Here is a 13,056-nt window from a genome sequence, read left to right as displayed (position 1 = left end):
GTTTCTTACGGCCCTGCGGAACCCGGCCGGCGCGGATCTCGAACACTGCAACCCCTGAAATGATCAGGTGTTGCAACGACGCCTAGAACCCAAGCGCTCCGCGTTGCAGAAGGTGCCCTTCTTAACAGCTTGCCGCTGGAGATGCAGGTCAGGGCCTGTCGGCGGTCGCGGCCGCAATGAGCCTCGTGTGTGCGCCAGGGCGGCGGGGCCGTCGAGCACGGCCGCCGCAGACCGCGGCGTCAGCGCCAGGGCGAGACGACCCGGCCCTCTTCCGCCGCCAGCGCGATGTCGGTGCGGTGCTGGCTGCCCGCCAGCTCCACGTGCGACACCAGCTCGTACGCCGCCGCCCGCGCCGCGTGCAGGTCGTGCCCCGTCGCCGTCGCGCACAGCACCCGGCCGCCGGCCGAGCGCAGCACCCCGTCGGCGTCGCGCTTCGTGCCCGCGTGGATCAGGCCCTCCGCGCCCGTGATCTCGTCCCCGGTACGCGCACTCGCCGGATACCCGGCGCTCGCCAGCACCACGGTCACCGAGAAGGCGTCCTTCCACTGCAGCTCGGGGTGCCCGGCCAGCTCGCCGGTGGCCGCCGCGTACAGCAGGCCGCCCAGCGGGGTGTCCAGCAGCGCCAGCACCGATTGCGTCTCCGGGTCACCGAAGCGCGCGTTGAACTCGATCACCTTCGGGCCGCCCTCGGTGATCGCCAGGCCGATGTAGAGCAGGCCGGAGAACGGGGTGCCCGCGTCGCGCATCTGCTGCAGGGTCGGGTGGGCGACGGTGGCCATGACGTGCTCGACCAGGTTCGGCGGGGCCCACGGCAGCGGCGCGTACGCCCCCATGCCGCCGGTGTTCGGCCCGGCGTCGCCGTCGAAGATGCGCTTGAAGTCCTGCGCGGGCAGCAGCGGCACCGCGGTCACGCCGTCGGTCACCACGAACAGCGACACCTCGGGCCCGTCGAGGTACTCCTCGATCACCACGCGCCCGCACTCGGCGGCGTGGGCCAGCGCGGCGTCCCGGTCGTCGGTGACGACGACACCCTTGCCCGCGGCGAGACCGTCGTTCTTCACGACGTACGGCGCGCCGAACGTGTCCAGCGCCCGCGCCGCCTCCTCGGCCGTGGTGCAGGTGAACGCCCGCGCGGTCGGCACCTTGGCCGCGGTCATGACCTGCTTGGCGAAGTCCTTCGACCCCTCCAGCCGAGCCGCGCTGCCCGACGGCCCGAAAACCGGGATGCCCTTGGCCCGCACCGCGTCGGCGACCCCCGCCACCAGCGGCGCCTCCGGCCCCACGACCACGAGATCGGCCTCGACGTCCACCGCCAGCCCGGCCACGGCCACCGGCGAAAGGATGTCCACCTCCCGCAGCTCCGTGGCAACCTCCGCGATCCCCGGACTCCCCGGCGCCGCAATGACCGCGGTCACCCCCGGATCCCGCACCAGCCCCAACACCAGGGCGTGCTCCCGCCCCCCACCACCAACCACCAGTACCCGCACGCCCCCACCCTACCCCCCGAGTTGATCATGAACTTATGGCACGGGTCGACGGCGATTCATGTCCACAGCTTCCTGATCGACTCCGAGCGCCCCACCACCGCCGACATCGCCGTGCCACCGGCCAGTGCGCGGCGGACGATCCGCGGGATGGCAACCGGGTCCAGGGTGTCGGACCAGGTGAAGCGGACGATGCGGTAGCCGGCGTTGACGAGGTCGTTCTGGCGCTGCCGGTCGCGGTAGACCGCCTCGGGGCGGTCGTGCACCTCGCCGCCGTCGGCCTCGCCGATCAGCCGCGCCCGCCGCCACAGCATGTCGACGCGGGCGAGGGTCCGGCCCTCGCCGTCGACGATCACCGCCTGCAGGTCGTCGGGTGGCACGCCCGCATCGGCGCAGCGCAGGCGGGCACGGGTCTCCAGCGGTGACTCCGCTCGGCCGTCCGCCTGCTCGATCCAGTCCCGCGCGCCCGCGGCACCACGACGACCGAACATCAGCGAGGGCTGCTCCACCAGCTCTTCCTCGGTCAACAAGCCCAGGTGGAGTGCCGAGTCCAGGACCGAGACAGCGGCCAGGCGATCGAGCTTCAAGAGCAGATCCGCGACGGTACGCCGTACCGTCGTCACCCTGATCCCGTCGACCGCGGTGACGTCTGCCGCGGCCAGGGTCAGCTGATGGGGCACCACCGTCACGTCGGTCAGCCGGCGGGGGACCGCCAGCTTGCCCGGCAAGCTGACGTGCAACCGAGTCTGCGGCCGCAGCCCCTGCAGCCCGTGCACGACCGCCGCGCTCTCCAGCACCGCGACGGCATTCGGGCCGCCCGTGAGCACAGCGGCCCGAACCAGCGCCTTCGGCGAGTCCGGCTGACCGCGCATGTCAGCGTCGACCAGGTAGACACCGCGGCTCAGGCTCCGCCATACCCCCTGACGGAGGAACCTCTTGACGGAGGCGGTGGATAACTCCAGGTCGCGGCACTGGGCCGCGGTGATCAGACCATCCTGCCGCTCGGCAAGTCGTTGCACAGCAGGCACATCGGCCAGCCTGAGCCGCCCAGTCCCAGCTCACAACCCCTGTGGATAACCCTGTGGACAGCCATGCGCACCACCTGCGTTGATCATGAACTTGTGGCAGCGACACGCCGCCGAGCCGTGCCATAAGTTCATGATCAACCCGAAAGGGGCGTCAGGCGGGGGCCAGCATGTCGTGGCGGACCACGTTTTCGTCGCGGCCGGGGCCTACGCCGATCATGGAGATGCGGGTGCCGCAGAGCTCTTCGAGGCGTTCGATGTAGCGCTGGGCGTTGAGGGGGAGGTCGGCGAAGTCGCGGGCCTTGGAGATGTCCTCGAACCAGCCGGGCAGGTACTCGTAGACCGGCTTGGCGTGGTGGAAGGCCGTCTGGGTCATCGGCATCTCGTCGAGGTGCTCGCCGTCGACCTCGTAGCCGACGCAGACCGGGACCTGCTCCAGGCCGGAGAGGATGTCGAGCTTGGTGACGACGAGGTCGGTGATGCCGTTGACGCGGACGGCGTACCGGGCGATGACGGCGTCGAACCAGCCGCAGCGGCGCGGGCGGCCGGTGGTGGTGCCGTACTCGCCGCCGGTCTTGCGCAGGTGCTCGCCCATGTCGTCGTGCAGCTCGGTCGGGAACGGGCCCGCCCCGACACGCGTGGTGTACGCCTTGATGACGCCGATCACCGAGGTGATCCGGGTCGGGGCGATGCCCGCGCCCACGCAGGCGCCGCCCGCGGTCGGGTTCGACGAGGTCACGAACGGATACGTGCCGTGGTCCAGGTCGAGCAGGGTGGCCTGCGCGCCCTCCATGAACACGGTCTTGCCCTCTTCGAGGGCCTTGTTCAGGATCAGGCGGGTGTCGGCGATGAACGGGTTGAGCCGCTCGGCGTAGGTGAGGTACTCCTCGACCACGGCGTCGACGTCGAAGCCCTTGCGGTTGTACACCTTGAACAGGATCTGGTTCTTCTCCCGCAGCACCAGCTCCAGCTTCTGCCGGAGGATGCCCGGGTCGAGCAGGTCCTGCACCCGGATGCCCATGCGCGCGACCTTGTCGCCGTAGGCGGGGCCGATGCCGCGGCCCGTGGTGCCGATGCGGGCGGTGCCCAGGTAACGCTCGACGACCCGGTCCAGCGCCCGGTGGTGCGGCATGACCAGGTGCGCGTCGGCGGAGATGAGCAGGCGGGAGACGTCCACGCCGCGCTCGGCGAGGCCGTCGATCTCGGCCAGCAGCACCTTCGGGTCGATCACGACGCCGTTGCCGAGCACGATCTCGGCGTTGGGGTGCAGCGCGCCGCTCGGCATCAGGTGGAGGGCGAACTTCTGGCCGTCCGGAGTGACCACGGTATGGCCGGCGTTGTTGCCCCCGGAGAAGCGGACGACGTAGTCCACTCGTGATCCGAGCAGGTCGGTAACCTTGCCTTTGCCCTCGTCGCCCCACTGGGCGCCGAGAAGCACGATCGCTGGCATCTTTCCTTCGCCTCCTAGGCGAGCCGCGGGCCGCCCACGGCTGTGGTGACCCCGGGGTGCCAGGCTAACAGCTTGATCGGGCACGCATGCCCGGGCAATGCCGGAACCCGAGAGGACTACTCGCGTGCGCGCTGACAGAGGCACAGCTGACGTGGTGCTGCTGAGCATGACCGAGCCGGAGGGCGGCTGCTGCGGCTCCGGCGGCTGCGGCACCGGCGACGGCGCCGGGCATGGCGAGGGTCACAGCGGCGCGCCGCGCCCCCGGGTGCCGGTGCTGCACTGCGCGGACGCGCTGCGCGCCGCCGGGGCCCGGGTGGAGACCGTGGTGGCGTGCTCCGACGCGGAGATCGACCAGGTGCTGTCGCGGCTCGACGGTCCTGCCCGGGAAGACGGCCTGACCTGGCCGGACGCCGCCGGTGCCACCCGGCTGGTGATCGCGGTCACCGACGACGGGCAACTGCGCCACGTGCTGCGCCGCCTGGTCCGCCGGTATGCCCCGGCCCCCTCGAAGCGCCCCGCCGACCTGCCCGCGGGGCGTACCGTGCCGGATCTGCCCCCGGTCGCGGTGCTGCCCATCGACACGGCCGCGGCGGACCTCGCCGCGCAGCTGGGCCTGCCCCGGGAGCCCGCCCAGGTGGCCGCGGCGGTGCTGGGCGACCGGTCGCGGCGGCTGGACCTGCTGCGCCACGACGGCGGCTCGGTGACGCTCGACGGCGTCCTGCTGGCCGGCAGCACCGAGGACGGCCAGCCCATGCAGTGGGCCGGCCGGGTGGAGGTCGACGACGCGGTGCTGACCGACGGCGCGGAGCCGCTGCTCGCGGTCGCCGTCGCGAACGCCTCGGGCGCGACGCTGCTGGACGGGCTGCCGCTGCTGACCTCCGCCGACCCGGCCGACGGTGTGATCGATGTCGCGGTGGCGGTGCCGGTGCGACACAAACCGCTGTTCGGTACGCCGCGGCTGCGCATCGAGGTGCGCCGGGCGCGTGGCCGGGCGGTCTCGGTGACGCCGCGCGACACCGAGGTTCCGTTCGCCGACGACGGGGTATCCGGCGGGCTGACCCGTAAACGCTCCTGGTGGGTGGAGCCCGCGGCGTGGGCCGTCTATACCCGCTGAGAGGCGGGGAAACGGGCCCTGCTGCGGGGTGTGCGCACTGACTAGGCTGCAGGGGCAGACGGCACTGGGGAGATGGCGATGACGGAGTGGGAGTGGCCGCCGGACGAGATCAGCGGCCCCGCTGAGGACAGCAAGCAGATCACGCGTGGCCAGCCCGCTCGGGCGTCCGCCGCGGTGCCGCGTCCTGATCCGGTGTCCGGCGGGCCCTCGGCCGGCGTGCCGATGGCGGTGCCCGCGCCGCAGGCCGGCATCCCGATCCCCGCGCCGCAGCCGGTGGCCGGTCCCGCCGACCTGACCCGGACCGTGCAGGTGCCGCTGCCGCCCCTGCCGCAGCGCGAGCGCGCCGCCGTGCCGCTGCCGCCGACCGCCGTGCCGGTGCAGCCGCACAGCGCGCCCATCCCGTTGCCGCCGCAGCAGGCGGCCACGCCGATCCCGCCGCCGCCCGTCTCCGCCCCGCCGGCCGCCCCGGTATCCCCGGCCACGCCGACGCCCCCGCAGACCGGGCCCGGCGACCAGCGCATGCCCTACCGCACTCCTGCGGCCGAGGCCCGCGCGGCGGCGCCGGTCGAGAACCACGGAAGCCCGGCGGCGCCCGCGCCGGAGGCCCGCGCCGCCGTGCCGGTGCCCATGCCGGTGGATACTCGCGGCACCGCGCCCGTGCCCACGCTCGACACCCGGGCCGCCACCCCGTTCCCGTCGGCCGAGGCACGGGCCGCCGTACCGTTCCCGCCCGCCGAGGCTCGGGCCGCGGTGCCCGTCCCGCCGGCTGAGCCCCGCGCGGTGGCACCGTTCCCGCCGGCTGCCGAACCGGGCCCGGCCACCCCGCATACCGCGAGCGCCGCCGTGCCGCCGCAGCGTCCGGCCGTCACGGCGGTGCCGCCGCCGCAGACCGCCCCGGGCGTATGGCCCGTGTCGGCCCAGCCGAACATCCCGCCGCTGCCCACCACGGCCGCCCCGACGCCGCCGCAGTTCGGCGGGCCGCAGCAGCCGGGTCCGGCCGCTGGGGGCGAGGTCTACCTGCCCACGGCCGAGGAGTTCGCGCGCCGCCGCGCGGCCCGTCCCGCCGACCCGGTCGCCCACATGGGCATCCAGGCGGCACTGCGCAAGACGACGTTCGGGCTGCTCAATCTGAGCCCCGGCCAGCGCGAGCAGGAGATCCGCCGGGCCACCGACCTGGTCCGGCGCAACTTCGGCGGCCTGCGGCAGATCACCGTGGTCAACCCGAAGGGCGGCGCGGGCAAGACGGTGGCCGTGCTGCTGCTGGCCATGACGTTCGGCCGCAAGCGCGGCGGCTACGTGCTCGCCTGGGACAACAACGAGACCCAGGGCACCCTGGGCATGCGTTCCCAGCAGGACTTCCACTCGCGTACGGTGCGCGACCTGATGCGCGACCTGCACCAGTTCCAGGGTTCGCAGAGCCGGGTCGGCGACCTGTCGCAGTACGTGCGCTCGCAGGGCGACGGCATGTTCGAGGTGCTCGCCTCGGACGAGTCCGCGACCGCGGGCGAGATGCTCACCGCGCACGCGTTCGCCGAGATCCGCGAGGTGGTCAGCCGCTTCTACAAGCTGATCATGGTGGATACCGGCAACAACGTGCGGGCCGAGAACTGGCAGGCCGCCATCGACGCGACCGACCAGCTCGTGGTCACCATGTCGGCTCGCAACGACTCGGCGGAGACGGCCGCCCGCATGCTCGACCATCTGGAGCAGACCGGCCGCAGTCGCCTGGTCCGGCAGGCCGTCACCATCGTCTCCCTACCGCCGAGCCGCCGCGAGCTGGACATCCCCGCCATCGAACGGCACTTCGCCGCGCGCACCCGGGCCGTGCTGATCGCGCCGTACGAGCGCATGCTCGACTCCGGCGAACCGATCGACTACGGCCGCCTCACCGACGAGTCCCAGGACGCCTGGTTGCGCATCGCCGCGGCGGTCGCCGAGGGCCTCTGACCCGAACCCGCCCGCCGCCGGTCCGGCGGCGGGCGGGTGGGGTCGTGCGGACCCCTGTCAGGAGTTCAGCGCGTCGAACGCGGCCGGGTCGCAGTCGCGCAGGAACTGGGCGCAGCGCGCCGCTTCGTCGGCCTCGCCGATCTCCGCGGCCGCCACCGAGAGAGCGTGCAGGCAGCGCAGGAAGCCCTGGTTGGGCTCGTGCGACCAGGGCACCGGGCCGTGGCCCTTCCAGCCCGCGCGGCGCAGCTGGTCCAGGCCGCGGTGGTAGCCGGTGCGGGCGAACGCGTACGCCGGAACAGGCTGCCCCGCGGTCAGCGCGAGCTGGGCCAGCGCGGCCCACGCGGCGCTGTAGGTGGGGTGCGCCGCGGCGACGGAGGTCGGGTCCTCGGCGGCGGCCAGCGCGGCGGCGGCCGCCTCGTCGGCGGGCAGCAGCGTGGCAGGAGGTTCGGGCATCAGGTTCTGCATACGGACATTCAACCCGGTGGGGGTCCCGAAGTCCCCGCGCTGCGCTGAGGGTTTCGTCACGGGCATACTCGCCTGATGTCTGCTGCTACCCCGCTGGAGATCGAGTCCCTGGAAGAGCTGTCCGAACGGCTCGCCGAGAAGAGCCTGGCCGGGCTCACCGTGCAGGGGCTGACGATCGGCGCCGACCTGTCCCGGGTCAAGGTCAAGGACGCGGTCTTCATCGGCTGCACGTTCCCGAGCCTGGCCGCGGAGGCCGCGCTGGTACGCCGCGGCGCGCACGTCGTGCCGGTCGCGGACTGGGCGCCGTACCCGACGCACCCGGCCCGCCTCTACACGGCCGCCGACCTGACCGCGGGGTTCGCCGAGAACGGTTTCGCCGGCATGTACGACACCCGGGTGTACGACCACTTCGTCGCCGAGGGCGGCCCGAACGCGGGGGTCCGCGAGGCGCTCGCGCAGCGGCTGCACGACCACGGCATCGACAACGCGCTGCACGACGCCCTGGCCGGGATCTCGCCCCGGCGGCGCATCGGCATCATGGGCGGCCACGCGGAGGTACGCGGCAGCGACGCGTACCGCATGGCGGCGGCGATCGGGCACGCGCTCGCCGGCCGCGGCAGGCTGGTGCTGACCGGCGGCGGTCCGGGCGTCATGGAGGCCGCGAACCTGGGCTCCTACCTGGCCGCCCACCCGGTGGCGGCCTTGGACGAGGCGATCGGCCGACTGGCCGCCGAGCCGGACTTCCGCGCCCACGACCCGTACACGAAGGCCGCGCTGCACATGCTGGCCGAGTTCCCGACCATGGACCCATGGGCGGGTGGGCTATCCGTGCCGACCTGGCTCTACGGCCACGAACCGTCGAACGTGTTCGCGGGCCAGATCGCGAAGTACTTCTCGAACGCGATCCGCGAGGACGTGATCCTGAAGGCGGCCCGCGGCGGCATCGTCTTCGCCCCCGGCCGGGCGGGCACCGTTCAGGAGGTCTTCCAAGCCGCGACCAAGACCTACTACGCCACCGACGGCGAGAGCGGCCCCTTCGTCTTCCTCGGCCGTCGCTTCTGGACCGAGGACCTCCCCGTCCCCGACCTGCTCCGCACCCTGCTCAACAGTGCCGCCCAGGCCGACCTGGTGCACGTCACCGACGACGTCGACGAGGCCCTCGCCATCCTCTGCCAGTGAAAGGAAGGGCACCTTCACATCGCTATGTGTAGAGGAAGGTGCCCTTCCTAACACCGCATCCTGTTGAGCAGCAAAGACGCGGGCCGCTACGCGACCGGACAACGCCACCCGATCCCGGCCCGCTACGCGACCGGACAACGCCACCTGATCCCGGCCCGCTACGCGACCGGACAACGCCACCCGATCCCGGCCCGCTACGCGACCGGGATTCTGCGCCAGAAGCCGACCGGGAGGTTGACCTCGGGTTCGCCGGTGAGGCCGTTCTCGTCCATCGCGTTGAACAGGGCGACGCGCAGGTCGCCGAAGAAGAACTCCAGCGCGTGCAGCACGTGCGGGCGCCAGGCGGTCGGGCTGATCCGTTCGATGATGTTGACCTGGGTCAGCGGGCGGCCACGGGCCGAGAGGATCGCGGGGTGGGTGTCGGCCCACCAGTCCAGGCGCAGGCCGGGCCAGTCGAGCTGGGCCTGCAGGTCGATGGTGTCCCAACTGATCGCGCACTCGTCGAACTTGCGGTGCGTGATCTCGATGTTGGCGTCGGGGAAGCCGAACACCACGGGGCCGCCGGTGAACCAGGCCTCGGCGTCCAGGTCCCACACCAGCCAGGAGCCGACGAGCGGCTGTCCGATGACGCGGGCGAAGCGGTTGCGGTGCGCCGCCGCCAGCGCACCGGCATCGTGGTGCCAGACCGGGTCGTACCCGTCGATGCCCAGCACGTGCGGACCTCCTGCCCTGAGACGCGGATTCGGACGATCGTACCGATTCCCGTCAGGCAAGGCGGGGACGCGGGGCGACACGCGCGCAAAGAAACACGCCGTGATCGCGAAATGCGGTCATGATCTGCGGTCCAACCGCAGTTCATGACCGCATTCAGCGATCTTGCCAACGACCCGCGGACAGCGACGGCCCGCGTGGCGGATTACTTGATGCGGGTGCCGGTGGAGCGGAGGTCCTGGCACGCCTGGGCGACGCGGGCGGCCATGCCGGACTCGGCGGCCTTGCCCCACGCGCGCGGGTCGTACTGCTTCTTGTTGCCGACCTCGCCGTCGATCTTCAGCACGCCGTCGTAGTTGCGCAGCATGTGGTCGGCGACCGGGCGGGTGAACGCGTACTGCGTGTCGGTGTCGACGTTCATCTTGACCACGCCGTAGTCGACCGCGTCGCGGATCTCCGACAGCAGCGAGCCCGAGCCGCCGTGGAACACCAGGTCGAACGGCTTCTCCTTGCCGTACTTGGCGCCGACCTGCTCCTGGATCTCCTTGAGGATCTCCGGACGGAGCTTGACGTTGCCCGGCTTGTACACGCCGTGCACGTTGCCGAAGGTGAGGGCGGTCATGTAGCGGCCCTTCTCACCCAGGCCCAGCGCGGCGGCCGTGGCCAGCGCGTCCTCGACGGTCGAGTACAGCTTCTCGTCGATCGCGCCGACGACGCCGTCCTCCTCGCCGCCCACGACGCCGACCTCGATCTCAAGGACGATCTTCGCGGCGTGGGTGAGGGCCAGCAGCTCCTCGGCGATCTGCAGGTTCTCGTCCAGCGGCACGGCCGAGCCGTCCCACATGTGCGACTGGAACAGCGGGTTCTCACCGCGCGCGACGCGCTCGGCGGAGATCGCCAGCAGCGGGCGGACGAAACCGTCCAGCTTGTTCTTCGGGCAGTGGTCGGTGTGCAGCGCGACGTTGACCGAGTACTTCTTGGCGACCTCGTGCGCGAACGCCGCGAAGGCGACCGAGCCGCTGACCATGTCCTTGATGGTCGGGCCGGACAGGTACTCGGCGCCGCCGGTCGAGACCTGGATGATCCCGTCGCTCTCGGCCTCCGCGAAGCCCTGCAGCGCGGCGTGCAGCGTCTGCGAGGAGGAGACGTTGATCGCGGGGTAGGCGAACGCGCCGGCCTTGGCGCGGTCGAGCATCTCGGCGTAGACCTCAGGGGATGCGATAGGCATCTGTGAACGCTCCTAGCGTGCGTGCAGTGACGCGGATGGCCGCGGTGGCGCGTCGCCGCGCCCGATGGCTGCGGGAAGACCGCGATGTCCTCGTTACAGGAGTATTGCCTACGTCACTTGACCTGGCGAATCGGCCCCTACCCCGGACCGCCCGGCGGGATCTGGCCGGGCCGGTGGCTGCGCTTTCCGGCATGCTGGCGGCTGCCCAGGGGGTACGCCTGCCGTCAGCCCTCGCCGCCGTCCGGCACCAGCAGGCTGAGAGCCCAGCTCACGATGCCCATGACGATCGCGCCCCAGAAGGCGGGCCAGAATCCGTCGATCTCGAACGGCAGCTTGAACACCGTCGCCAGCCAGTCCACCAGCAGGAACAGTGCCGCGTTGACGAACAGCGCGAACAGTCCGAGCGTGATGACGTAGAAGACGCACCCGAAGAGGTGGATGATCGGCTTCAGGATCGCGTTGACCAGGCCGAAGATCAGCGAGACCGCGATCAGGGTGAGGATGCTGCGCGTGGTGGTCGCGGCGGTGACCTCGATGCCGGAGACGATCAAGGTGGTGACCCACAACGCGACTGCGTTGATCACCCAACGGATCAGAAAGCCCATATGGTCATCTTCTACGCCGAAACCCACATCTGCTGGCGAATATCACAGGCGAGTCATACCGTGAAACAATGACCGAGAACGTGGCAGGGAACACGTACGCCGACGACGTGCCCGAAGCCGACGCGCTCGAGCAGTCGACGCCGGCGGATCCCCTGGCGGACGCCGAGGACCTGAACAACGCCCTCCCGGCTGAGCCACTCGGAGAGCCGGGCGCGCCGGTGCCCCCGGCCTCCGAGTGGGACAAGATCGAACAGAACGTGGTGGCCGTGCCCGCCGACGAGGACTACTCCTGAAGCACCCAGTCCGGGTGCGTGCTGATGAAGTCGTTCATGGTGTCATCTCGCAGCGCTGCGAACAGCTTCGGCGCGACTTGTGGATCCAGCTTCTCGAACGGGAACCCGCCGTAGGTGACCGGCAGGAACGTCGGCTGACTGACGCCGACGATGTGCGCCGCGTCGACCCGGTCCAGCCGCACCGCCAGACCCAACAGGCTGAGGTCACCGGTGTGCAGGGTGATCCCCGGCGTGCTCACCAGTCGGCTCACCATGGCGAAGTCGCTCAGCAGCGCCCGGTCGCCGGCCTTCTTCACGAGCCCCAGCAGAACCCGCTGACCGATGCGGTCCCGGTCGTAGGCCCCGTGGGCCAGACCGCCCCAGCGCTGCCGGACCAGGTCCGCCACCTGGGTCCCCGTGTACCCCTGGCAGCCCGCCGGATAGACCTTCCCGGTGTGGTGCGACGTCACGCGCTGTGGCAAGCAGACCGGCAGCCCGCCCAGGGCATCGGTCACCTCGCGCAGCGCGGAGAACTTGACCTCGGCCACGGCGTCCACGCTCACGCCCGTGAGCCGCTCCACAGCCTGCCGGGCGCCCTGCGCACCCCCGGCGGTGTATGCCCCGTTGATCTTTCGTCGGCCTTCGCCGGGGATCTCCACGGCGACGTCGCGCTCGATGGAGATCAGGTACGCCGCAGTTCCGTCGGCCGGCAGGTGCACCAGCATGATCGTGTCGGACCGGGCCTCCCCCATGTCGCCCCGCTGGTCCAGCCCGAGCAGCAGCAGGTTCAGCGGGCCCTCGGGAGCCACGACCGACGACTCGACCCCGATCGCCGCGACGTAATCGGCTACCCCGCCCCGCCACAGCTGCACCGGCACGGCCAGCGCGATCGCCACGGCCACCGCGGCGGCACCGGTACGGGTCGCCGTACGGCGGCGACGGCGGCGGGTGGCCAGGGCGTCGATGGCCCGGCGCAGCGGGTCCAGCGGGGGCGCCTGCTCCTCGTGCCGGGCGAACGCGTCGCGCAGCAGCTCTTCCTCGATCATCGGACTCCCCCCAGGCTCAGCTGCTCCGCTGACTCCCGCAACCGGGCCAGCGCCTTCGAGATGTAACCGCGGGCCGTGCCGACGGTGCAGCCGAGCATCTCGGCGATCTCCCCGTCCGGCAGGTCCTCGTAGTAGCGCAGCACCAGCGCCGCCCGCTGCTGCCGGGGCAGCGTCGCCAGCACGGACCAGATCAGGTCGCGGTCCGCGGTGCGCTGCGCGTGATCGACGGGTACGGCGACCGCCTCGTCGGCGTCGGGCCGCAGGAACACCCGGCGCAGCCAGGATCCGCGCCGCCAGTCGAGATACTGGTTGATCATCATGCGCTTGACGTAGCGCTCGGGCGCGTCGGCCCGGACCACCTTGCGCCAGTTGAGCTGGACGCGGACCATCGTCTCCTGGACGAGGTCCTGGGCCGTGTGCTGGTCACCCGTGAGCATCACCGCATAGCGCGCGAGCGCGCCGAGTCGCGAGTTGACGAATTCCTCGTACGTCACAGCCACCTCCTCGACTCACAGGACGTGTCCGGGTGT

General features: G+C 71.7%; 13 protein-coding genes. 4 read left to right on the top strand and 9 right to left on the bottom strand.

The annotated features are described in order from the left end of the window. Positions 1–239: 239 nt before the first annotated feature. The 3 genes from purD to AB0B35_RS25570 all read right to left on the bottom strand — a co-directional run bounded on the left by purD (position 240) and on the right by AB0B35_RS25570 (position 3,959). Positions 240–1,487: a phosphoribosylamine--glycine ligase gene (gene purD / locus AB0B35_RS25580; protein ID WP_361049543.1), complete on the bottom strand. Its 1,248-nt coding sequence runs from the start codon at positions 1,485–1,487 to the stop codon at positions 240–242. A 56-nt stretch (positions 1,488–1,543) separates the two neighbouring features. Further along, a complete protein-coding gene (locus AB0B35_RS25575) occupies positions 1,544–2,503 on the bottom strand; it encodes a type IV toxin-antitoxin system AbiEi family antitoxin domain-containing protein (RefSeq protein ID WP_361049542.1) in 960 nt (319 codons plus the stop codon). Between the two features lie 160 nt (positions 2,504–2,663). Next, positions 2,664–3,959: an adenylosuccinate synthase gene (locus AB0B35_RS25570; RefSeq protein ID WP_361049540.1), complete on the bottom strand. Its 1,296-nt coding sequence runs from the start codon at positions 3,957–3,959 to the stop codon at positions 2,664–2,666. 166 nt (positions 3,960–4,125) lie between these two features. On the opposite strand from AB0B35_RS25570, the gene AB0B35_RS25565 reads away from it, so the two are divergent. Together AB0B35_RS25565 and AB0B35_RS25560 are read left to right on the top strand one after the other, a co-directional pair. Then, positions 4,126–5,073 carry a hypothetical protein gene (locus AB0B35_RS25565; protein WP_361049561.1) on the top strand — a complete coding sequence of 316 codons (948 nt, stop codon included), beginning with the start codon at positions 4,126–4,128 and terminating at the stop codon, positions 5,071–5,073. A gap of 78 nt (positions 5,074–5,151) precedes the next feature. Beyond that, positions 5,152–7,020: a chromosome partitioning protein gene (locus AB0B35_RS25560; protein ID WP_361049538.1), complete on the top strand. Its 1,869-nt coding sequence runs from the start codon at positions 5,152–5,154 to the stop codon at positions 7,018–7,020. 57 nt (positions 7,021–7,077) lie between these two features. Here the strand turns inward: AB0B35_RS25560 and AB0B35_RS25555 are convergent, their stop codons facing one another. Further along, entirely contained in the window at positions 7,078–7,485 is a 408-nt protein-coding gene (locus AB0B35_RS25555; protein ID WP_361049536.1) for a DUF3151 domain-containing protein, read from the bottom strand. Positions 7,486–7,560: 75 nt separating this feature from the next. Between AB0B35_RS25555 and AB0B35_RS25550 the strand changes: the two genes are divergently transcribed. After that, on the top strand, positions 7,561–8,664 hold the full coding sequence (locus AB0B35_RS25550) for a hypothetical protein (RefSeq protein WP_361049534.1): 1,104 nt from the start codon (positions 7,561–7,563) through the stop codon (positions 8,662–8,664). A 194-nt stretch (positions 8,665–8,858) separates the two neighbouring features. Here the strand turns inward: AB0B35_RS25550 and AB0B35_RS25545 are convergent, their stop codons facing one another. The 3 genes from AB0B35_RS25545 to AB0B35_RS25535 form a co-directional block, all read right to left on the bottom strand. Beyond that, complete coding sequence (locus AB0B35_RS25545; protein ID WP_360523163.1) at positions 8,859–9,377, bottom strand: hypothetical protein; 519 nt, start codon at positions 9,375–9,377, stop codon at positions 8,859–8,861. A gap of 203 nt (positions 9,378–9,580) precedes the next feature. Further along, positions 9,581–10,603: a class II fructose-bisphosphate aldolase gene (gene fbaA / locus AB0B35_RS25540; RefSeq protein ID WP_361049532.1), complete on the bottom strand. Its 1,023-nt coding sequence runs from the start codon at positions 10,601–10,603 to the stop codon at positions 9,581–9,583. Positions 10,604–10,827: 224 nt separating this feature from the next. Then, positions 10,828–11,208: a phage holin family protein gene (locus AB0B35_RS25535; RefSeq protein WP_360524116.1), complete on the bottom strand. Its 381-nt coding sequence runs from the start codon at positions 11,206–11,208 to the stop codon at positions 10,828–10,830. A 68-nt stretch (positions 11,209–11,276) separates the two neighbouring features. On the opposite strand from AB0B35_RS25535, the gene AB0B35_RS25530 reads away from it, so the two are divergent. Then, positions 11,277–11,501, top strand: a complete 225-nt coding sequence (locus AB0B35_RS25530; protein WP_361049530.1) for a hypothetical protein — start codon at positions 11,277–11,279, stop codon at positions 11,499–11,501. On the opposite strand, the gene AB0B35_RS25525 is transcribed toward AB0B35_RS25530, so the two are convergent. Together AB0B35_RS25525 and AB0B35_RS25520 are read right to left on the bottom strand one after the other, a co-directional pair. Then, the gene (locus AB0B35_RS25525; protein WP_361049528.1) at positions 11,492–12,526 is read right to left on the bottom strand and encodes an LCP family protein; all 1,035 of its coding nucleotides are present in this window, start codon (positions 12,524–12,526) and stop codon (positions 11,492–11,494) included. The two genes, AB0B35_RS25530 and AB0B35_RS25525, sit on opposite strands and share 10 nt — an antisense overlap. Further along, positions 12,523–13,020, bottom strand: a complete 498-nt coding sequence (locus AB0B35_RS25520) for a SigE family RNA polymerase sigma factor (RefSeq protein ID WP_361049526.1) — start codon at positions 13,018–13,020, stop codon at positions 12,523–12,525. The genes AB0B35_RS25525 and AB0B35_RS25520 overlap by 4 nt, the downstream gene beginning before the upstream one ends. Between the last annotated feature and the right edge of the window lie 36 nt (positions 13,021–13,056).

Origin of the sequence: Catellatospora sp. NPDC049133 (assembly GCF_040648455.1) — a bacterium.
GTDB classification, from domain to species: domain Bacteria; phylum Actinomycetota; class Actinomycetes; order Mycobacteriales; family Micromonosporaceae; genus Catellatospora; species Catellatospora aurea.
The sequence above is the reverse complement of the archived record's forward strand: the minus strand, read 5'-3'. Positions and strand labels throughout refer to the sequence as shown.

Bases quoted from the DNA above. Each gene is read 5' to 3' on its own strand.
- AB0B35_RS25565 (WP_361049561.1), top strand. From the start codon at position 4,126: ATGACCGAGCCGGAGGGCGGCTGCTGCGGCTCCGGCGGCTGCGGCACC.
- AB0B35_RS25560 (WP_361049538.1), top strand. From the start codon at position 5,152: ATGACGGAGTGGGAGTGGCCGCCGGACGAGATCAGCGGCCCCGCTGAG.
- AB0B35_RS25535 (WP_360524116.1), bottom strand. From the start codon at position 11,208: ATGGGCTTTCTGATCCGTTGGGTGATCAACGCAGTCGCGTTGTGGGTC.
- AB0B35_RS25550 (WP_361049534.1), top strand. From the start codon at position 7,561: ATGTCTGCTGCTACCCCGCTGGAGATCGAGTCCCTGGAAGAGCTGTCC.
- AB0B35_RS25525 (WP_361049528.1), bottom strand. From the start codon at position 12,526: ATGATCGAGGAAGAGCTGCTGCGCGACGCGTTCGCCCGGCACGAGGAG.
- AB0B35_RS25530 (WP_361049530.1), top strand. From the start codon at position 11,277: ATGACCGAGAACGTGGCAGGGAACACGTACGCCGACGACGTGCCCGAA.
- AB0B35_RS25555 (WP_361049536.1), bottom strand. From the start codon at position 7,485: ATGCAGAACCTGATGCCCGAACCTCCTGCCACGCTGCTGCCCGCCGAC.
- fbaA (WP_361049532.1), bottom strand. From the start codon at position 10,603: ATGCCTATCGCATCCCCTGAGGTCTACGCCGAGATGCTCGACCGCGCC.
- AB0B35_RS25570 (WP_361049540.1), bottom strand. From the start codon at position 3,959: ATGCCAGCGATCGTGCTTCTCGGCGCCCAGTGGGGCGACGAGGGCAAA.